This window comes from Rhizobium sp. CRRU65 (assembly GCF_048551595.1).
In the GTDB taxonomy this organism is placed as follows: Bacteria; Pseudomonadota; Alphaproteobacteria; order Rhizobiales; family Rhizobiaceae; genus Rhizobium; species Rhizobium leguminosarum_J.
This window is the reverse complement of record NZ_JBLYZH010000017.1, coordinates 29,111-49,057: the sequence shown is the minus strand read 5'-3', so window position 1 is coordinate 49,057 and position 19,947 is coordinate 29,111. Positions and strand designations below refer to the sequence as shown.

The following is a 19,947-nucleotide window of genomic DNA, read 5'->3' as shown; positions in this document are numbered from 1 at the left end:
ATGCGTGTGCTACTCGACACGCATATGATCATCGCAATCGTCCAACGAAAGTTGACCGACCGTTTTCCTGATGTCCAACGCGTGCTTTTGCACGCTACGACCAAAGGTTTCGTCAGCGTCGCGAGCCTTTGGGAAATCGCGATCAAGACACGACTTGGCAAGTTGCAGCCGGGACTAACCCTGGACGTTATTCCAGCCTACCTGCAGGGCACGGGGCTGACGATCCTGCCCATCGATATCGCGCACGTCATCACCGCCGCCGACCCCGAACCGGAGACGCGCGATCCCTTCGATCGCTTGCTGCTCGCTCAGTGCAAGGTCGAGGGACTGCAGCTTGCGACAGTCGACCGACTGCTCGTCGATCATCCATTGGCGCTGCGGCTCTAAGTTCACGTTCCGATTCAATATGCTCCTCATCTGAATCCGCTTTGCCTCGCAAGTCGTTGAATTCCGATTCAAAACGTGACGCAGAGTGACGGTCCGGCGGGTGATCTGCGGTTGCGGGTTGGCATCAAACCAACTAGATATCCGGCATTAAGTCTAAGTTGCCGCTTCGGGAGGCCGGGATTTTGCAGCAGAGTGCCGTCATCGTCTGTTCGGATGTCAACATGCTGCCGGCCGCCTGCTGCACCCTGCTTTCCGTCAAGCGCAATCTCTCAGGTCCTGCGGTGGAATTTCTGCTTCTCGGCATCGACCTCAAGCCGAACGAGATCGCCGAGGTCGGAAATTTCGCGCGCCTGCACGGCATGACAATCAAGGTGCTGCCCTACAATACGCCGGATACGCTGCAGGCGCGGGGCCGCTGGTCGGGCGCGACGCTGGCGCGGCTCTACATGGATCTGTACATTCCCGATCATGTCGAGCGGCTGCTCTATCTCGATGCCGATGTGCTTGCGGTTGCGCCGGTCGACGACCTCTTCGCCATGGATTTGCAGGGCAAGGCGCTTGCCGCCATAGACGATTATGTCATGGCCTTTCCCGAGAAGGCCGGTGCACGGCAGCGGAAGATCGGCATGCGCGAGGGTGGTCGTTATTTCAATGCCGGCGTGCTGCTGTTCGACTGGTCAGCCTGCCGGGCGAGGGGGCTTTTTGCCAGGACACGGGAGATTTTCGAGGAGCGGTCGTATCTTTTCGAGAATAACGACCAGGATGCGCTGAACGTCACTTTCGATGGCGACTGGCTGGTGCTCGACCCGCGCTGGAACACGCAGACCGGCCTCCTGCCTTTCGTCGGCCAGCCGGCGATCATCCATTTCACCGGCCGGAAAAAACCGTGGCAGGCGACTGTGCCGTGGGTGCATCGCCGGATGGCCAAGCGTTATGTCGAGGATCTCGCCAATACGCCGTGGGCTTCCTTCTGCAGGCAGCCGTCGATGACGGGCCGGATGGCGGGGTTCCTTTCGCATTTGGGAAAGCGGATCGGCGGGCTGGCGCGGCTGGCACGAACACGCGCTTATTTCAGCAACAGCTAGTCGGGCGGCAGAGCGCATCGTCCTTGGAAAGTGCATGTGAGCCGATATGGAAGCAATCCCCAGCGACACGCAGACCATGGCCGCCTCGGATAGCGGCTTCAATTCTCCGACGCCGGAGGCGTGGAAAGCGCTGTTGTCGCACTATTCCCACATTGTGCTGGTGGCCAACAGCGAGGCCGTCGATTTCAAACGGCTGCGAAGCGAATTGCCGGAGACGGCGCTCTACGTCTTCTTCAACAATGTCTATAAGGTGCTCGACGAGCCCTTCGCCGGCCATGCGGTGCTGTTTGCCCGCAGCGGCGTGATGGGCGCCAATATCGTCCACCGGCGCGAGGCGGCGGAAGTCCTACGCTTTTTTGCCGGCGACGATTTTTTGGGCGTCGTCAACATTCGAGTCTCTCCGGAGGAAAACTTCAGCGAGGAGGGCCGCTTCGAAGGCGCTGAAACCCGTCACCTTGATCTGACGAAAATGCTCGTCGATCTCTATCCGGTGGGCAAGATCGCGACGAGTGGTTTTGCGGTAGCGCTGTGGCTCGCCGAGTTGCAACTGCCGGGCAAGGTCCTGCTTGCCGGTTTTTCGGCGAAGAGGAGCGAGAAGTGGAAGGTCTTCGACGTGCACGACTGGACGTTCGAGCAGATCTTCCTGCGTCTCTTTGCACGGATGGGCACGATCTCGATGATGGGCGGCGTGGATGCCAGCCCCTATGCGGCAATTGCCAGACGGTTTCCACAGGTGCCGCCAATCGAGATCGCGATGACGGCGGCCGAAGTCCTGTCGGAGCGGCTCCACAACGCAAATAGCCAGATCGACAGGCTCATGTCCGTCACCAAATCCATCCGCGCCATCGAGGGTTTCTTCCGGCGCTTCAAGCCGAAAACCCGCAAGCAGCGTTTCCTCGAAAAGTCGAAGGAATGACTGTCGAAAGCTCTCCTCAAAAGGTGGGCTGTCAGGCTGCTCTGTGAGTTGACGTTACGCGTGCGGATAACTGCTCTCCGTCCCCTGTCGGGAAGACGAAGCCTTCAAAGCCCCAGCGCGGTCAGCATGACGAAGGTGGCGAAGAGGATGAAATGCGTCATGCCCTCGATGGCGTTGGTCTCGCCGTCGTTGAGGTTGATCGCCGCGGCAATCAGCGTGATAGCCACCATCACCGTCTGTACCGGGGTCATCGCCATGATGAAGGGCTGGCCGGTATAGAGCGCGATCACCTCCATGACGGGCACCGTCAGGATGACCGTCGACAGCGAGGCGCCCATGGCGATATTGACCGTCGCCTGCATGCGGTTCCTGAGTGCCGCCCTCAACGCGGTCAGGATTTCGGGGGCGGCCGAAATCGCTGCGACGACCACGGCGGTGACGGCGCTCGGCGCACCGCTGTCGCGCAGGCCTTCGGTCATGAAGGCGGCCATGAACTCTGCGAGCAGGCCGATGATGACGACGCCGACGAGAATGGTGGCGATCGAGATCGCGGCCGACTCGTCGGGGCCATGCTCGTCCGGACTTTCTTTCTTCCGTTCGGAGCGCGGATAGCTGTAACTGAAGAAATAGCTGTGCTGGCCGACCTGCATGCGCAGAAAGAGGCCATAAAGCGCGATCATTGCGACGATGGTGAAGGCGGAATAATAGTGCCATTTGTCGCTGGGCACGAATTCCGGCACGATCATCGAAATGCCCATGGCGGTGAGGATCATCACGCCATAGGTCTTGCCGGAATTGTCGTTATAGGGCTGTTCGCCGTGCTTGAGACCGCCGAGCAGGGCGGCCAGGCCGAGAATGCCGTTGATATCCAGCATCAAGGCCGAATAGATCGTGTCGCGCACCAGCGTCGGCGAGCTTTCGCCGCTCATCATGATGGCGAGGATGATGACTTCGACGGCGACGGCCGAGAGCGTCAGGATCATCGTGCCATAGGGATCGCCGACCTTGACGGCGATCAGCTCGGCATGATGGGCAACGCGGATCGAGGCGAGCACGATCGTGCCGACCAGGCCAGCGGCGGCAATCAGCGCGACGCCGCGCCCCATCCCGATCACCGCGTGTTCCAAGAGATAGGCGATCGCTGCAACGACAAGTGCGGCGACCAGAAACTTTTCCTCTTTAAAGCGTGACGCGATCCTCAAGCCTTAGCTCCTGTCCCGATTCATGCGTTCTATCTAAGTCACTGATTTCGCCTATCAAGCAAGTGCTGGTCGAGTGCCATTTGCAGTCTTCGGCGTTTAATGGAATACTGAACCTCATCGGGGCCGGAAAGCAGATCGCGGCGTCCTCGAATTCTCGTCAAGCGGCCGCGATGATCCGGATCTTTTCCGGAAGCGTGCGAATGCGCAACAAGAAGATGAGGAGACGGATGCATGATCAAGGTGGTCTACGAAGTCGTGCCGCATGACGGCGGCTGGGCCTACAGGCTGGGAGGTGTCTATTCCGAGGCATTCCCGACCCATGCCGACGCGCTTGAAGCTGCGCGCATCGTCGCGGCCGAACAGCAGGTCGGCGGCGATTCCGCCGAGATCAGTTGGCAGGACGAGAACGGCAAGTGGCATGAGGAATATGCCGAAGGCGGCGACAGGCCGGAAACCGAGGTGGTGGACGGCCAGTGGAAGGATCGCCCGGCCGAGGCCTCGCAAGGCATCGGCAGCTAACCATCTCCCGCCAATGCCCGTGCGACGATCGCATCGACGAATTCGCGCTTATGCGCAGTATAGCCGTCGCCGTCCATCCGGAATTCGGCCGCCAGCCTGCGTTTGAGAGCGGCATAATCGGCCGCCGCCAGTGGATGTGCGATGAGATAATCCCGGAAAGCCAGCCTGTTTCGATGCGTGCCGTTGCCGGAAGGGCAAAGGTAGACCCGTTCTGCCGGCACCGAACCTTTCGATAGAAACGCCCAGACCTCGTCGTCATAGCGATTGCCGCGTGGCTCGTAGCCTTCGGCCAGAAGCACGCCTGTGGCGTCCTCGATGTGCTCGAGGCCGGGAAGAACGATGTCGATATCGATGAGCGGCTTGGCGATCATGCCCGGTATGGATGTGCTGCCGATGTGATCGATGAAAAGCGCCTGCGGCAGCAAGGCCAGCAACCTGTTGCGGATTCGCCGGAAGGATTGCGGCCATTGCGGATCGTTGGGTACGAGTTCAACCGGATTGTGTATTCTCATTTCCCGTCCCGCTCGAGCGCCGCCCGTCCGATAGGATGCGCTCAGAACGCTCCGCTATTCTGTAGTTTGCGCATGATTCTTTCCGAAAATCGATTTCGATTTTCGCGGTCACGCACTGGTCGAATATCGATGATAGTCCTGCAGGCCCTTGACCAGCGCGTCGAAAGTGGCGCGGCAGCGCGGCGAAGTCTTCAAGCTCTCATGCATCGCCACCCACGTGCCGAGCGGAATGGCGAAGGCATCGGGCAGGACGTGCACCAGGTCAGGGTTCCCCCGGGCAAGTCCGATCTGGCAGAGACCGATGCCGACGCCGGCGCGGATCGCCGAGAGTTGGGCAAGATTGCTGTCGGTCCGGTAAGAGAATTTGATGTCAGGCACTGCATAGCGTTTCATCGCCATGCGGACATAGGCCGTCTGCCGGTCGAAGCCGATGAGCCGGTGGTTTGTGAGGTCAGCCAGGGTTTGCGGAATGCCGTGTCGTTCGAGATAGCGGCGATGAGCATGAAAGCCGAGGGGGATATCGCCGATGCGGCGCACGACGAGTGCAGCCTGCCGCGGTTCGGCCATGCGCACGGCAATATCGGCCTCGCGATTCATCAGGTCCTCGATCATATCGGATGCCGAGAGCTCGATCTGCAGTTCGGGATAGGTCTCCTGTAGCGGTCCGAGAATCGCCGGCAGCATTTCGACGGCGATGACCTCGCTGGCGCTGACCCTGACCGTTCCTGCCACGTGCTCGCGCTGGCCGGATGCGGTACGCAAAAGCGCGGCCGCGGTTGCAGCCAGCGTCTCGGCATAGGGCTTCAGCGCCAGTGCGGCGTCGGTCGGCAGCAGGCCGTTCGGTGAGCGGGTGAAGAGTTCGGCGCCGATCGCCAGTTCCAGTGCATCGACATGGCGGCCTATGGTCGGCTGCGTCAGCCCCAGTTCGCGGGCGGCGGCCGAAAGCGACCCCTGCTGAAGCACGGTCAGAAAACTGCGGTAGAAATCCCAGCTCGGTTCCACGCTCATATATTTTTGTATAGTAGATACATTTCTTTCGTCAATTTCGTTTATGCCATTCTGATGGCATGATCCTCTCATCCGATCGAAGGAGATGATTATCATGAGCAGCGAAATGAAGACGACCGCCCTCGTTCTCGGCGCGACCGGCGGTATCGGCAGCGCGGTTGCCCGCAAGCTGCTTGCGCGCGGCTGGAGCATCCGGGCGCTCAACCGTGACGTCGCCAAGGCGTCGAGGAGCGAGCCGGCGTTCGAATGGGTGCAGGGCGATGCGATGAATGCCGGTGACGTCCTGAGGGCGGCCGAAGGCGTCAGCCTGATCGTCCATGCCGTCAATCCGCCCGGCTACCGCGACTGGGAAACACTGGTGCTGCCGATGCTCGACAATACCATCGCGGCTGCTCGCGCTGTCGGCGTGCGCATCGTGCTGCCGGGCAACGTCTATAATTTCGGTCCCGACGCCCTGCCGGCGCCGACGGAAGAAAGCCCGCAGCATCCGGTAACGAAGAAGGGGGCGATCCGGGTCGAAATGGAGAAGCGGCTGAAGGCGGCGTCACAGTCCGGTGCCGGCGTCATCATTGTCAGGGCGGGGGATTTCTTCGGCCCAGGCACGACGGCCAATAGCTGGTTTTCGTCTGGCCTCGTGACCCCAGGCAAGCCGGTCGGCACGATCAGGAACCCAGGTCGGCGCGGTGTCGGTCATCAATGGACCTACCTGCCAGACATGGCGGAAACCATCGCCCAGCTCATCGAGCGGGCCGATCTGCTGCCGGACTTCGCCGTCTATCACATGGAGGGCTTCTGGGATGCGGATGGCATGCAGATGGCCGAAGCGATCAAGCGCATTGCCGGCGGCAAGGCGAAGATCGGTGGCTTTCCCTGGTGGATCGTGCCGTTTGCCGCTCCTTTCGTTCCTGTGATGCGGGAGATCAAGGAGATGCGCTATCTCTGGAAGGTGCCGCTGCGGATGCGGAACGCCAGGCTTACGGCTGAACTCGGCAGGGAACCGCAGACACCGATCGACGAGGCGGTTCGGGCCTCGCTCGTGGCGCTTGGCTGCCTGCCCGAACTGCATCGCGAGACGACCGCTGCCTTGATCAGGCAGTTGCCTGAGAGCGCGGGTTAGGTCTGAAGTTCGGCCAGGGCGATCCGGGCGACCGTCAACGCCGTCTCGGCCTGCTGAATGTTCGGATCGCCGAGGAACCAGGCAGCGGAAAGGCCAGAATAGGCGGCGATCCATTGCAAAAGCCGCTTCGGCTCCAGCTTCGCCTCCGCCGAGACGACGGCGAGCTGGCGGCGGAAACGGGCGGGATCGGTGATGGTCGGCAGTTCCTCGTTGGCGAAGATATTGGCGAAATCGAAGCCTCGCTCGCCGTGGAGCCGCTTGGGATCGATCGCCAGCCAGCCGCGCGCCTCGAAATCGAGGATATTGTCGTGGTGGATGTCGCCGTGGAGGATGGTGAGATCACGCTGATCGGCAAGGAGGACGTTGGCTATCGCCGAGCAATCGGCAAGCGTGCCGCCATGCTTGCCTGCTGCCGGCTCCAGATCACGGAACCAACGGGTAAGGGAGATGGGATCGGGAAGCGGTTTTTCTCGCGGCGCATGCAGCCGGGCCGCGGTGCGGCAGAGGATGCGGCTTGCCTCATCGTCCGCGCCGTTCATCGCCATGGCAAGCAGCGAGCGTTTTCCCGTCGCCCTTTCGAGCAGCACGGCATCGCCTTCATGGGCATAGACATAGGCTGCGCCGTCACCGTCCCACCACTGCATCAGAAGCGCGCCGTATCGTTCGTCGATATCGGCCGCCACTTTCAGCATGGCAGGTCTGTCCTGCCAGAGGACCGGCAGCAGGCGGCTGGAATGGGTGATGATGGGCTCGCCGTCTGATATCAGCGACCAGCGATCAAGATAGGGAGCAAACATGGCGGCACCCTACAAAAACGCGTCGAAGATGGAAATCCCGCCTTTCGGCGGGATTTGCGTTCGCGTGAAGGTCAGGCGACCTTTTCGAGAATGGGATAGTCGATATAGCCCTTGCCGGTGCCGCCATAGAAGGTCGACTGGTCGGGCGTGTTGAGCGGCAGATTGTGTACCAGGCGCTCGACGAGATCGGGATTGGCGATGAAGGGCTTGCCGAAGGCGACGAGATCGGCGCGACCGCTTTCGACGGCGTCGATCGCCAGATTGCGATCGTAGCCGTTGTTGACCATCCAGTCGGCCTTACCGCCGGCCTTTTCATAGGTCTGGCGCAGCGCTTTGTAATCGAAGGCGGGATTGTCGCCCTGCTTGTAGTCGCGGTCGCCGCCGGTCTGGCCTTCGATGACATGGATATAGGCGAGATCGTATTTGGCCAGTCCTTCGACGACATTTGCGAAGGTCGCTTGCGGATTGGAATCGTAGCTTTCGCCTGATGGCGTCACCGGCGAGATGCGGATTGCAGTGCGGCCGGCGCCGATTTCCTTGACCACGGCATCGACGACTTCGAAGGTCAGACGGGTACGATTTTCGATCGAGCCGCCATATTGGTCTGTGCGGTCGTTGATACCGTCGCGGATGAACTGGTCGAGCAGATAGCCGTTGGCGCCGTGGATCTCGACACCGTCGAAGCCGGCGTCGATCGCCGCCCGGGCAGCCTTGCGGTAATCCTCGATGATGCCGGGGATTTCGGCGGTTTCGAGCGCGCGCGGCTCGGAGGTGTCGGCAAAGCTGCCGGTGCCGTCGGCATTGACCAGATAGGTCTTGGCCTTGGCGATGCGGTTGGTCGAGGAAACCGGCTTGCCGTCGTTCGGCTGCAGCGTCGTGTGCGAGATACGGCCGACATGCCACATCTGGACGACGATCTTGCCGCCGGCTGCGTGAACGGCGTCGGTCACGCGCTTCCAGCCGTCGAGAGCCTCTTTGCTGTAGAGACCAGGCACGTTAGCATAACCCTGGCCCTGATGCGTGATCGCGGTTGCTTCGGTGATGATCAGGCCTGATGTGGCGCGCTGGCGGTAATATTCGACGTTGAGGTCGCTGGGGATTGCGCCCGGCGAGCGGTTACGGGTGAGTGGCGCCATGACGATGCGGTTCTTGACGGATATGTCGCCGACTTTCGTGGGTTCGAAAAGCTTGGCCATGATGGTCCTTTCTTTTGCGGGAGGATCACTCGGCAGGGGCGAGGGCAGCCCGGCCCCTGGCGGAGAGATAGGTGAGCGCCGTCGCCCCGAGGCCGATCAGGGCCATCAAGGCCGCGGCGAGCGGAACGCGGGTCAGATCGAAGCCGGCGTCGATGACCAAGCCACCCACCCATGCGCCGAGCGCATTGCCGGTGTTGAAGGCGCCGATGTTGATCGTCGAGACGAGGTTCGGGGCGTCCTTGCCGAAGCCGACGACGCCGACTTGCAGCGCCGGTACGGCGGCAAAGCTTGCCATCGCCCAGAGGAAGAGGGTGATTTCAGCCGGGATGAAGAAGCGGCTCGTATAGCTGAAGGCGATCGAAGTGATGGCGATCGCGGCAAAGACCCCGGCTAGCGTCGCGCCGAGCCGCCAATCGGCAAGCTTGCCGCCGACGAGGTTGCCGATGGTCAGCCCGAGGCCGATCAGGAACAGCGTCCAGGTGACGCCTTCCGGCGAAACGCCGGTGACGTCGCGCAGCAGCGGCGCGATATAGGTGAAGAGGGTGAACATAGAGGCGGCGAAGAAGACGGTGGTGGAGAGTGCTAGCCACAGACCGCCATTCCTGAGTGCCGCAATCTCGCGCAGGATGCTGCCGTTTTCTTGCTGCTTGTCCCTGGGCAGGATGGCGATCAGGCCTGATATGGTGAAGATACCGATGACGGTGACGACGCCGAAGGTGGCGCGCCAGCCATAGGCCTGACCGATCGCGGTGCCGAGCGGCACGCCGAGAACGTTGGCGAGCGTCAGGCCAGTGAACATCAGCGCGACGGCTCGGGCCTTGCGGTCTTCGGCGACGAGGCCGGCGGCGACCACCGAGCCGATGCCGAAGAAGGCGCCGTGGCAGAGTGCTGTCACGACACGGGCGATCATCAGCACCCAGTAGTCGCTCGCCAGAGCGCACAGCAGGTTGCCGGCGATGAAGAAGGCCATCAGCGCAATCAGGGCGGTACGGCGCTTCAACTTCGCGGTCGAAATCGCCATCACAGGGGCGCCGATCGCGACCGCCAGGGCATAACCGGTCACCAGCCATCCGGCCTGCGGGATGCTGACCGAGAGATCGGCGGCGACCTCCGGCAACAGACCCATGATGACGAATTCAGTGGTGCCTATCGCAAATGAGCTCAAGGCAAGAACGAGGAGGGCGAGGGGCATTCTAAAGATCCTGCGTCAGTTGCTTGAGGAAGGCGGCGATGGTTTCCTCGTTGCGCCTGTAAAAGATCCACTGGCCGACGCGTTTGGTGGTGACGAGGCCGGCGCGATGCAGCGTGCCGAGATGGGCCGAGACAGTCGACTGCGACAGGCCGCAGCGCTCGAACTGGCTGGCGCAGACGCCCATTTCGAAAGGATGCTCCTGCGAGGGGAAATGCTCCTCGGGATTTTTCAGCCAGTTGAGAATGTCCATCCGGGCGGGATGGGCGAGCGCCTTAATAATTTCGTCTTTGTCCATCGTCGTTCGCCGAACTATAAATCGTGTCTGACCGATATATCGATCGTCAGCCTTCGATATGCAAATCACGGAGGCGTGAGGCTGCGGTGTTTAGTGAGTGCGCAAATTTTAGGCAAAAAAAGAGGGCCACCGGAAAACCAGGGCCCTTGTAATTGTGAAGGTCAAAAACCTCCAGAGGGGAACAGCTAATGCGGTGGTACTGGGAGAGAAACCACAAGATGCATCAGCTGAGAGAGATATGGTGCTTCCTTGAGCAGGTTTCAATGCTTTTTTGTGCATGTCTGCTATGCGTCGCACAATTTTTTTGCGGTGCGGCATTTATCGAGGGAGCAAGGGCAAAAAAAGAGGGCCACTGGAAAACCAGGGCCCTTATAAGTGTGAAGGTCAAAAACCTCCAGAGGGGAACAGCTAATGCGGTGGAACTGGGAGGAAAAGCCACCATGTGCATCAGCTATGTGCGATATGGTGGTTTAATGGGCAAACGGCAACCCTCATTTGTGCATGCCAGTCATGCGTGTTCTGCATAGTCGGCAATTCATCAATAAAACCAGGCTTAAAAGTTCCAGTTTCTGGCCTTGCTGACGATAAAATCGCGGAAGGCTTTCAGCTTGGCGGCGTTCTTGATCTCGTCGGGATAGCAGAAATAGGTGTCGAAGGAGGGTACGTCGGCATTGATCGCCAGCTGAATCAGGCCGGGGTCGCGGCCGACGATGTAATCCGGCAGGCAGGCGACGCCGATGCCGAGCAGGGCGGCGCGCTTGATCGAGGTCTGGCTGTTGATCTGCAGATGCGGAATACGCTTGTTGTCGGACGAGCGGCCGGCGACCTCAAGCCAGTTGACATCGAGCAGGTAACTCGGCGCCGGCTCACCGAAAGTGATGATGCGGTGATTGTCGAGATCCTCGACCTTCTGCGGCTCGCCGTGGCGGTTGATGTAGGACGGGGCCGCATAGACATGCATGTGCACGGTGAAGAGCTTGCGCTGGATGAGGTCGGATTGCTGCGGCTGGCGCAGGCGGATCGCGCAGTCGGCATGACGCATGTTCACATCCACTTCCTCATTGTCGAGGATCAGCTGGATCTGCACATCGGGATAAAGCTGCAGGAATTCCTGGATCTTGTCGGTCAGCCAGCCCTGGCCGAGACCAACCGTCGTGGTGACGCGCAGTTTGCCAGACGGGGTTTCCGTCGTTTCGGTAAGCTGCATCTTTACGGTTTCGAGCTTCAGCAGCACGTCATGGGCGGTGCGGTAGAGCAACTCGCCCTGTTCCGTCAGAATCAGGCCGCGCGCATGGCGGTGAAACAGCTTGGTGCCGACATCGTGCTCCAGCGCGCTGACCTGGCGGCTGATGGCGGATTGGGACAGATGCAGTTTATCCGCCGCATGCGTGAACGAACCCGCCTCGGCAGCTGCGTGAAAAATACGCAGCTTGTCCCAATCCAATGGCATTCCCCCACCCCTCATGCCGATCTTACTCCGCGGCCACGGCGACGGGCATGTGGCCCGTCAGATATCGCTCGGCTTCAAGCGCTGCCATGCACCCCAGGCCGGCGGCAGTGATCGCCTGGCGGAACGTATCATCCGTCACGTCGCCCGCGGCATAGACACCGTCCAGGCTGGTTGCAGTCGAATCCGGCGCGGTCCAGAGATAACCATTGTCCTTCAGCTTCAGCTTGTCTTTGAAGAGCTCGGTTGCCGGCGCATGGCCGATGGCGACGAAGACGCCATCGATCACCATGTCGGTGATCGTGCCGGTTCTGACGTCGCGCAGGCGCGCGCCGGATACGGATTGCGGCATCGGCGGCTTGGCCGGCGTTCCTGTTATTTCGGCCACTTCGGTATTCCACAGAACCTTGACATTGTCCTTGGAGAACAGGCGCTCCTGCAGGATCTTCTCGGCTCGGAAGAAGTCGCGGCGGTGCACTAATGTGACCGACTTGGCGATGTTGGAGAGATAGAGCGCCTCTTCGACGGCGCTGTTGCCGCCGCCAACCACGATCACATCCTTGTTGCGATAGAAGAAGCCGTCGCAAGTGGCGCAGGCCGAAACGCCGAAGCCCTGGAAATGCTGCTCGCTCTCGATGCCGAGCCACTTGGCCTTGGCGCCGGTGGCGATGATCAGCGTATCGGTGGTCCAGACCTGGCCGCTGTCGGTGCGGGCGACGAAAGGACGCTGATTCATGTCGACTTCGGTCACGAGATCGTTGACGATCTCGGCGCCGACATGTTTTGCCTGCTGCAGCATCTGTTCCATCAACCAGGGACCCTGGATCGGATCGGCAAAGCCCGGATAGTTCTCGACATCGGTGGTGATCATCAACTGGCCGCCCTGTTCGAGACCGGCGATCAAAACCGGTTTCAGCATGGCGCGCGCGGCATAGACCGCGGCAGTATAGCCTGCAGGTCCGGAACCGATGATGAGCACCTTGGTGTGGCGGGCAGGCATGTCATTTCCTTTCGACTGGCAGAAGGGCGGCGGCTAAGTAGCGATTGCGGCCGTTTCGCGTCCCTGCGCCATTTATGAACGTCCAATGCTTTTATTCAAGGGCAGCCTTGCGTTACCAACAAGGCAAATCGCCCGGATATGCAAGAATCCGTCATCGGCGTGAAACTTTCTTGCGTATTCCGCGGCTTTATATAGAAGCTCCCCGCGGAGAATTAAAGAAAGGCAATGATGTGGGTCGCGCGGAACTCGACGTCATCGATATAAAGATCCTCCGGGAGCTGCAGGCCGATGGCCGCATGACCAATGTGGAGCTTGCCGATCGCGTCGGCATCTCGGCGCCGCCTTGCCTGCGCCGGGTGCGCAAGCTCGAGGAAGCCGGCATTATCGAGGGCTACCACGCGATGCTGAACAGCCCGAAGCTCGGCTTCGACCTCGTCGCTTTTTGTATGGTCGGCCTCAAGCACCAGTCGGAAGGCAATCTCAAGGCCTTCGCCGCCGCCACCACCGAATGGCCGCTGGTGCGGCAGGCCTGGATGGTCTCCGGCGACAGCGATTTCCTGTTGCATTGCGTGGCGGAGAACCTTACCCGCTTTCAGGATTTCGTCATCGAGGTGCTGACGGCGAACGAACATGTCGATACCGTGCGCACCATGCTGACGATCAGGCAGGTGAAGAAGCTGGGACTGGTAGAAGTCTAAGACCACTTCGACAGAGTAAACGTCATCGCCAACTACTTGCGCGAAATATAGCCGCCCCGATTGATGCCGTGGCGCTGGAGCTTGTCGTAAAACGTCTTTCTCGGAATGCCGAGCGCCTCGATGGTGCGGCGGACGTCGCCGTCGTTGGCCGACAGCGCGTCGCGAATGATTTCCGCCTCGTAGCGTTCCAGCCGTTCCGGAAGTGTCTCGCCTGTCGGCTGCGGAGGGGCCGCTGCCGCTCCTCCGCCTTCTACGCCAAGCACCACGCGCTCGGCATAATGTGAGAGCTCGCGGACATTGCCCGGCCATGTGTGCGAGGCGAGATGCCGCCGCACATCAGGTGAAAGCGGCGGGGCATCGCGACGGAAGCGCTCCGCGGCGCGAGCGGCGAAGTGGGAAAACAGCAGCGGAATATCGTCGCGGCGTTCTCTCAGCGGCGGAATGGAGATCGTCACGACATTCAGCCTGTAATAGAGATCCTCGCGAAAATCGCCGCGCACCGAGGGATCCCCGAGATCGATCTTGGCAGCCGCGACGACGCGAAGGTCGACAGGACGCACCTCATTGGTGCCGAGCGGCGTGATCTCGCGCATCTCCAGCACCCTCAGCATCTTGACCTGCGTGGCAGCCGGCATGCTTTCGATTTCGTCGAGGAACAGCGTGCCGCCGCTTGCATGTTCGATGCGTCCCGTGCGGCGCTTCTGGGCACCGGTGAAGGCGCCGGCCTCGTGGCCGAACAGTTCGCTTTCGATGACGGTTTCGGGCAGGGCGCCACAGTTCAGCGCCACGAAATTGCCCTTCCGGCGGTGGCTCCACTGATGCAGGAGCTGGGCAACCACTTCCTTGCCACTGCCCGTTTCGCCGGCGACGAGCACGTCCACATCGGTATCGGCGATGTGGCGAAGAATGTTTCTGAGGTTTTCCATGACAGGCGTCTGGCCGATCAGGGGCAAATTCTCCTGCGCATCTTCGGCTGCCTTCCGCAGCATGCGGTTTTCCAGAACAAGCCGCCGCTTCTCGCTTGCGCGACGCACGCTCTGCACGAGCCGATCGGCTGCGAAGGGCTTGGCGATGAAATCATAGGCGCCGTCCTGGATCGCCTGAACTGCCATGGGAATATCGCCGTGGCCGGTCATCAATATCACCGGCAGGTCGACATCCATGCCCTGCAGCGTGGCGAAGAGCTGCAGTCCGTCGATCTCCGGCATGCGGATATCGGTGACGACGGGGCCGGCAAAGTCCGCCGGCAGGTCCGCCAGCGCAGCTTTCGCACCGTCATAGGCGGAAACGGAAAATCCGGCGAGTTCGAGCGTCTGGGCGGTGGCGCGGCGAAGGTCCTTGTCGTCGTCGATCAGCGCAACGGGCATCAGTGCGTCCATGACCTCAAGCCTTCCTCAGCTGAACGATGAACCGGGTTCCGCCGCTGTCGCTTGCAACCTCCATCCGGCCGCCGTAGTCGCCGACGATATCCTTGGAGATCACCAAGCCGAGGCCGAGACCGCTTTCCTTCGAGGTATTGAACGGCGTGAACAAGCCTTTGCGAATATCAGGCGGAATGCCGGGGCCGTTGTCGGCGACCGTCACCGTTACCATCCCCGCATCGGTTGATGTTCTGATCTCGACGCGACCCTCTCCGGCCTTCGGTGCCACCGCCTCCAGGGCATTCTGAAGCAGGTTGATGAGCACCTGCTCGAGGCGGATCCGGTTTCCCATCACCTGCAGTTCGTCGGGCGGCAGGTCGATGTCGAGCGTATCCATGCGGCCGGCAAACCGGCTGCGCAACAACATCACCGCCCCCTCGATGACGTCCTTCAATCCGGTTGGTTCGGCGCTGCCCCGGCCTTTGCGGGCAAAGGTCTTCAGCTCCTCGGTGATCGAACCTATGCGCTCCGTGAGCGCCGCGATGCTTTCGAGATTTTCGCCGGCAGGAGCCGTCTGGCCGCGATCGAGGAAGGTGCGGGCATTATCGGCATAGGCACGGATGGTCGCCACCGGCTGGTTGATCTCATGGGCAACGCCGGCGGCCACCTGACCCAGGATGGCCAACCGGTTGGCCTGCACCAGATCCTGTTGCACCGCCTGCAATTTCTGCTCCGTGCTCTTGTGGCCGATGATTTCAGCCTGCAGCCGATCCCGCGCCTGGCTGAGATCCAGTGTGCGCTCGCTCACACGCCGTTCCAGTTCCTCCCGCGCTTGCTGTTCTCGAGAGATCCGCAGGGTGATCGCATGGCGGCGGCGCAACAGGAAGGCTGCTCCGGCCAGCAGGGGCAGGAGTATGAGCAATGCCAGCATGCGGGATTCGCGAATTCCCGCATCGACGGATGGCCCGAGCGCCACGAGATGCTGTAACTGCCATCCAGTTGCGGGAACCGGCATCCCGACATCGAGAAACCTGGTTTTCCCTGCATCGCCGGGCATGACGATCTCAACGACATCAAGGCTGTCGCCGAGGTTCCTGATGGGGTCGAGCGGTAGAGGCTGAAGCGGCGCAGCGCCGAATTGAAGGCTTTCGCGGATCGCTGTCAGCCGGTCTTCGGCGATCCGGCCGATCGTCATGAACCGCCATGACGGAAGACTGGTTATGAGGACAATGCCGCGCTCGTCAACGACGTAGGACGGGGTCCCCGAGGCGTTCCAATCCGCCTCGACATCGTCGAATTCGACCTTGACTACAACGACACCCAGCAAGCCGTTGCTGCCCGAAATCCGCTGGGAGATATAGAGACCCGGTTTCTTGCTGACCGTGCCGAGCGCAAAGTGCTCGGCCTGTCCTCGTTCGACGGCCCCCTGAAAATACTCCCGGAAGCGGTAGTCATTGCCGACGAAGCTCGTCGGTTCGCGCCAGTTGCTGGCCGAAACCGCCATGCCGTCCTTGTCGATGACATAGATGACGGCGGCCTTGGTGCCCGCTGCCAGCATTTCCAGCTTCTGACTGAGTCGGTCGAACGTGCCGACATCGCTACCTGCCAGTGCCGCGGCGATTGCGGTATCTTGCGACAGCACGAAGGGAAGCGCCCGGTATTTTTCAAGAACCGTGCGCAGCAACGCCGCATTCAGCCTCGCATCCATGCGGGCCTGTTCCTCGAGGGCAGCCTCCGCCCGGTGCCGGCCGATCTCGCCGCTGGTCCACAGGCTTGCGACGACAGCGACGAGGGCGAGCGCGGCATAGGCCCACCACATCCGGCGGATGCGGTGTTGCACGGGTAGGGAAGGCCACAATTTCTGCGACACGGACATGGCGGATCTGTGCATTTTTCTGCACGAAACGCAAATGGATTTGTGCGGATTTCCGCATTTCTTAATTAGTTATCAGCAGTCCTGTAAATTTTTCCTTAATAAATTCAACATGTTGGGTGGTGGCGTAAAACTGGCACGCCGATTGCGAAGGAGGTGGCAACAACGGCTGAGCTGTTGGACTTGAAGCGAACGGCTCGGGAGGCCGGAGTGTGTTCCGGACGAGCCATTAGGAGGACATCATGATCGCAGCACCACTCGATGCAGTCGCAGACAGCAAGGGCAAGAAGCCCTTTTATAGCCATCTTTACGTTCAGGTTCTCGCGGCTATCGCCGCGGGTATCCTTCTCGGCCATTTCTATCCTGAATTCGGCACCCAGCTGAAGCCGCTCGGCGATGCCTTTATCAAGCTCGTCAAGATGATCATCGCCCCCGTCATCTTCCTGACGGTTGCGACCGGCATTGCCGGCATGAGCGACCTGCAGAAGGTCGGCCGCGTCGCCGGTAAGGCGATGCTCTACTTCCTGACATTCTCGACATTGGCGCTCATCATTGGCCTGATCGTCGCCAATGTCGTCCAGCCCGGCGCCGGCATGAACATCGATCCTGCCTCGCTGGATCCGGCCGCCGTCGCCGGCTACGCTGCAAAGGCGCATGAGCAGAGCATCGTCGGTTTCCTGACCAACATCATCCCGACGACGATCGTCGGCGCCTTTGCCGATGGCGATATTCTGCAGGTGCTGTTCTTCTCGGTGCTCTTCGGCATCGCGCTCGCCATGGTCGGCGAAAAGAGCGAACCGGTCGTCAATTTCCTCAATGCCCTGACGGCGCCCGTGTTCAAGCTCGTCGCCATCCTGATGAAGGCTGCCCCGATCGGTGCCTTCGGCGCCATGGCATTCACCATCGGCAAGTACGGCGTCGGATCGATTGCCAACCTCGCCATGCTGATCGGCACCTTCTACCTCACATCTCTGCTCTTCGTCCTCGTTGTTCTCGGTGCTGTCGCCCGCTACAACGGCTTCTCGATCGTGGCGCTGCTGCGCTACATCAAGGAAGAACTGTTGCTGGTCCTCGGCACCTCGTCTTCGGAGGCCGCCCTTCCGGGGCTGATGAACAAGATGGAAAAGGCCGGCTGCAAGCGCTCGGTCGTCGGCCTCGTCATTCCGACAGGCTATTCCTTTAACCTCGACGGCACCAACATCTACATGACGCTGGCGGCCCTGTTCATTGCCCAGGCAACCGGCATCCATCTCTCCTGGGGTGACCAGATCCTGCTGCTCTTGGTGGCGATGCTGAGCTCCAAGGGTGCCGCAGGCATCACCGGCGCCGGCTTCATCACGCTTGCCGCGACGCTCTCCGTCGTTCCCTCCGTGCCGGTCGCCGGCATGGCGCTCATCCTCGGCATCGACCGATTCATGTCGGAATGCCGGGCGCTGACCAACCTCGTCGGCAATGCCGTGGCGACGATCGTCGTGGCACGTTGGGAAAATGAGCTGGATACGGCGCAGCTTGCTGCGGCGCTGGGCGGCCAGACTGGCGAGAGTGCTCCCGCTGCCGGGCTTCAGCCGGCTGAATAACTGACCGAACTGTCCGCAGTCCTAAAATTCTTGCAACGGCCCGTCATCCAACGGGCCGTTTCTCTTTTCTACCTCAGCTGCGATTGTCGCCGAGAAGGCTGTTGTAAATGGCGCCGATCGCGCTCGCTTCTTTCTCCAGCGCGAAATTCGCTCTGACATGCCGCAGCGCATTCTCGCCATGGCCGATCGCCAGCGCGGGATCGGCGATATAGGGTGCGATTGCCCGCGTCAGCGCCTCGCCATCGCCGGCGGCGACGACCGAGCCCGTCTCGCCCGTGACGATGAGTTCGGCATAGGCGCCGGCGTCCGATGCCACCACCGCGGTGCGCGAGGCCATCGCTTCGAGCGGCGTCAGGCCGAAACCCTCGTTGCGAGAAGGGGCGACGTAAAGCGTCAGGCGGCGATACCAGACCTTGATGTCAGGCACTTCGCCGAGGAAGAGGATACGGTCGCTGAGCCCGGCGGCCGCGACATCCGCCTTAAGTTTGTCGCCAAATGCTGTGTGTTCGGCCGTCACCCGGCCGGAGACGATCGCCGTCCACTCAGTATGCTGCGGCAGCAGATCGATCATCGCCCTGACGAAAAGATCGGTGCCTTTCTGATGGCGCACACGGCCGAAGCAGCCGACGAGATGGCGGCCGGGCAGGCCGGTGGCGGCGATGCCGTCCTCTGCAGTTTCCGGCGGATGGAACAGGGCAAGGTCGACTCCGTGCTGGATCACCGTGTGCGGCACCTCGAGGAACGAGCCGGATCGATCGCTGGTCGCGATGACAGCGTCCATGCGACGGATCAGCCATTTCGTATAGGCGGTGTGCCGGCGTTGCGCGGCCGAGGTGAAGAGGAGCTTCAGCGGCATGCGCAACAGATGGCGCAGCAGGATGCCGACAGCCATCTCGTTGTTGCGGCGAGCGTGCCAGACACGCTGGCGCCGGCGCGCCGGTGGGCGCCAGAGGCCGAGGAGCTGCCGTCCCTTAAGTTTCGGCAGGCCGTCCGGCAGGCCGGGGCCGAGTGTCGCGATCTTGATACCGAGCCGGATCTGGCATGGGATGAGCTGAACGATAGTTGACGTGACGCCGGAGAGCCGGCGCTTGAAATTGGGCGCAATGATCTCGACGTCACGGATGTCAGGCAAGGGAGGGGTCTCGCGGCTGGCGGGCGATCAGCCCCAGGAAACCTGGAGGATTTCGTAGGCCTTGGAGCCACCCGGCGCATTGACCTCGATGGAATCGCCGACTTCCTTTCCGATCAGCGCGCGGGCGATCGGCGAGGAGATGGAGATGCGGCCGGCCTTGACGTCGGCTTCCTGGTCGCCGACGATCTGATAGGTCTTTTCTTCGTCGGTGTCCTCGTCGATGAGCTTCACCTTGGCGCCGAACTTGATCTTGTCGCCCGACATCTTGGTGAGGTCGATGACCTCGGCGCGCGCCGTCAAGTCTTCCAGCTCACTGATGCGGCCTTCATTATGGCTCTGGGCTTCCTTGGCGGCGTGGTATTCGGCGTTTTCGGAAAGGTCGCCATGGGCACGGGCTTCGGCGATCGCCTCGATGATTCGGGGACGCTCCTCCTGCTGACGCCAGCGCAGCTCTTCCTGCAGCTTGACGAAACCGCCCGGTGTCATCGGTACCTTTTCAACCATTTTTCTGTCCTTCAATCCTTGTATCCGCATAATCAGCGGCGAACACAAAAGAAAACAGGTCCCGAAGGGGAGCTTCGGAACCGTGCCACAATCTTAGTCGGACGCTTATAGCAGATCGCCAAGCCCGAT

At 61.1% G+C, this 19,947-nt stretch carries 20 protein-coding genes; 7 read left to right on the top strand and 13 right to left on the bottom strand.

What is annotated here, in order from left to right; all coding sequences use genetic code 11:
- The 3 genes from ACM5SV_RS28395 to ACM5SV_RS28385 all read left to right on the top strand — a co-directional run bounded on the left by ACM5SV_RS28395 (position 1) and on the right by ACM5SV_RS28385 (position 2,388).
- The gene (locus ACM5SV_RS28395) at positions 1-387 is read left to right on the top strand and encodes a type II toxin-antitoxin system VapC family toxin (protein ID WP_113545279.1); all 387 of its coding nucleotides are present in this window, start codon (positions 1-3) and stop codon (positions 385-387) included.
- Between the two features lie 182 nt (positions 388-569).
- Positions 570-1,472: a glycosyltransferase family 8 protein gene (locus tag ACM5SV_RS28390; RefSeq protein ID WP_017994792.1), complete on the top strand. Its 903-nt coding sequence runs from the start codon at positions 570-572 to the stop codon at positions 1,470-1,472.
- 46 nt (positions 1,473-1,518) lie between these two features.
- Complete coding sequence (locus ACM5SV_RS28385; protein WP_017994791.1) at positions 1,519-2,388, top strand: hypothetical protein; 870 nt, start codon at positions 1,519-1,521, stop codon at positions 2,386-2,388.
- A gap of 104 nt (positions 2,389-2,492) precedes the next feature.
- Here the strand turns inward: ACM5SV_RS28385 and ACM5SV_RS28380 are convergent, their stop codons facing one another.
- Positions 2,493-3,590 carry a calcium:proton antiporter gene (locus tag ACM5SV_RS28380; protein WP_222014201.1) on the bottom strand — a complete coding sequence of 366 codons (1,098 nt, stop codon included), beginning with the start codon at positions 3,588-3,590 and terminating at the stop codon, positions 2,493-2,495.
- A 231-nt stretch (positions 3,591-3,821) separates the two neighbouring features.
- On the opposite strand from ACM5SV_RS28380, the gene ACM5SV_RS28375 reads away from it, so the two are divergent.
- Positions 3,822-4,109: a DUF2188 domain-containing protein gene (locus tag ACM5SV_RS28375; protein ID WP_012758413.1), complete on the top strand. Its 288-nt coding sequence runs from the start codon at positions 3,822-3,824 to the stop codon at positions 4,107-4,109.
- On the opposite strand, the gene ACM5SV_RS28370 is transcribed toward ACM5SV_RS28375, so the two are convergent.
- Both ACM5SV_RS28370 and ACM5SV_RS28365 read right to left on the bottom strand, forming a co-directional pair.
- Positions 4,106-4,621, bottom strand: coding sequence for a GrpB family protein (locus ACM5SV_RS28370; RefSeq protein ID WP_012758412.1), 516 nt, complete (start codon positions 4,619-4,621; stop codon positions 4,106-4,108). The two genes, ACM5SV_RS28375 and ACM5SV_RS28370, sit on opposite strands and share 4 nt — an antisense overlap.
- A 108-nt stretch (positions 4,622-4,729) precedes the next feature.
- Positions 4,730-5,629 (bottom strand): LysR family transcriptional regulator, encoded by a 900-nt coding sequence (locus tag ACM5SV_RS28365; protein ID WP_222014200.1) that lies wholly within the window; start codon positions 5,627-5,629, stop codon positions 4,730-4,732.
- A 94-nt stretch (positions 5,630-5,723) separates the two neighbouring features.
- Here ACM5SV_RS28365 and ACM5SV_RS28360 point away from each other — a divergent pair, with 94 nt between their 5' ends.
- Entirely contained in the window at positions 5,724-6,746 is a 1,023-nt protein-coding gene (locus ACM5SV_RS28360; RefSeq protein WP_012758410.1) for an NAD(P)H-binding protein, read from the top strand.
- Here the strand turns inward: ACM5SV_RS28360 and ACM5SV_RS28355 are convergent.
- The 6 genes from ACM5SV_RS28355 to trxB all read right to left on the bottom strand — a co-directional run bounded on the left by ACM5SV_RS28355 (position 6,743) and on the right by trxB (position 12,673).
- Entirely contained in the window at positions 6,743-7,543 is an 801-nt protein-coding gene (locus ACM5SV_RS28355; RefSeq protein ID WP_113545274.1) for an aminoglycoside phosphotransferase family protein, read from the bottom strand. The genes ACM5SV_RS28360 and ACM5SV_RS28355 overlap by 4 nt on opposite strands.
- 71 nt (positions 7,544-7,614) lie before the next feature.
- Positions 7,615-8,739, bottom strand: coding sequence for an alkene reductase (locus tag ACM5SV_RS28350; protein ID WP_017994789.1), 1,125 nt, complete (start codon positions 8,737-8,739; stop codon positions 7,615-7,617).
- A 25-nt stretch (positions 8,740-8,764) separates the two neighbouring features.
- The gene (locus ACM5SV_RS28345; protein ID WP_012758407.1) at positions 8,765-9,931 is read right to left on the bottom strand and encodes an MFS transporter; all 1,167 of its coding nucleotides are present in this window, start codon (positions 9,929-9,931) and stop codon (positions 8,765-8,767) included.
- A 1-nt stretch (position 9,932) separates the two neighbouring features.
- Complete coding sequence (locus tag ACM5SV_RS28340; protein ID WP_017994788.1) at positions 9,933-10,226, bottom strand: ArsR/SmtB family transcription factor; 294 nt, start codon at positions 10,224-10,226, stop codon at positions 9,933-9,935.
- A 553-nt stretch (positions 10,227-10,779) separates the two neighbouring features.
- On the bottom strand, positions 10,780-11,676 hold the full coding sequence (locus tag ACM5SV_RS28335) for a LysR family transcriptional regulator VtlR (RefSeq protein WP_003561253.1): 897 nt from the start codon (positions 11,674-11,676) through the stop codon (positions 10,780-10,782).
- 22 nt (positions 11,677-11,698) lie between these two features.
- Positions 11,699-12,673, bottom strand: coding sequence for a thioredoxin-disulfide reductase (gene trxB, locus ACM5SV_RS28330; protein WP_017994787.1), 975 nt, complete (start codon positions 12,671-12,673; stop codon positions 11,699-11,701).
- Between the two features lie 230 nt (positions 12,674-12,903).
- On the opposite strand from trxB, the gene ACM5SV_RS28325 reads away from it, so the two are divergent.
- Positions 12,904-13,371 (top strand): Lrp/AsnC family transcriptional regulator, encoded by a 468-nt coding sequence (locus ACM5SV_RS28325; protein ID WP_017994786.1) that lies wholly within the window; start codon positions 12,904-12,906, stop codon positions 13,369-13,371.
- Between the two features lie 32 nt (positions 13,372-13,403).
- Here the strand turns inward: ACM5SV_RS28325 and ACM5SV_RS28320 are convergent, their stop codons facing one another.
- Positions 13,404-14,750 (bottom strand): sigma-54-dependent transcriptional regulator, encoded by a 1,347-nt coding sequence (locus ACM5SV_RS28320; RefSeq protein WP_017994785.1) that lies wholly within the window; start codon positions 14,748-14,750, stop codon positions 13,404-13,406.
- Between the two features lie 4 nt (positions 14,751-14,754).
- Entirely contained in the window at positions 14,755-16,623 is a 1,869-nt protein-coding gene (locus tag ACM5SV_RS28315) for a sensor histidine kinase (protein WP_017994784.1), read from the bottom strand.
- 224 nt (positions 16,624-16,847) lie between these two features.
- On the opposite strand from ACM5SV_RS28315, the gene ACM5SV_RS28310 reads away from it, so the two are divergent.
- Positions 16,848-18,182, top strand: coding sequence for a dicarboxylate/amino acid:cation symporter (locus ACM5SV_RS28310; protein WP_012758400.1), 1,335 nt, complete (start codon positions 16,848-16,850; stop codon positions 18,180-18,182).
- Between the two features lie 73 nt (positions 18,183-18,255).
- Here the strand turns inward: ACM5SV_RS28310 and ACM5SV_RS28305 are convergent, their stop codons facing one another.
- Together ACM5SV_RS28305 and greA are read right to left on the bottom strand one after the other, a co-directional pair.
- On the bottom strand, positions 18,256-19,314 hold the full coding sequence (locus tag ACM5SV_RS28305) for a glycosyltransferase family 4 protein (protein ID WP_222014199.1): 1,059 nt from the start codon (positions 19,312-19,314) through the stop codon (positions 18,256-18,258).
- A 27-nt stretch (positions 19,315-19,341) separates the two neighbouring features.
- Positions 19,342-19,818, bottom strand: a complete 477-nt coding sequence (greA, locus tag ACM5SV_RS28300; protein WP_012758398.1) for a transcription elongation factor GreA — start codon at positions 19,816-19,818, stop codon at positions 19,342-19,344.
- Positions 19,819-19,947 lie beyond the last annotated feature (129 nt).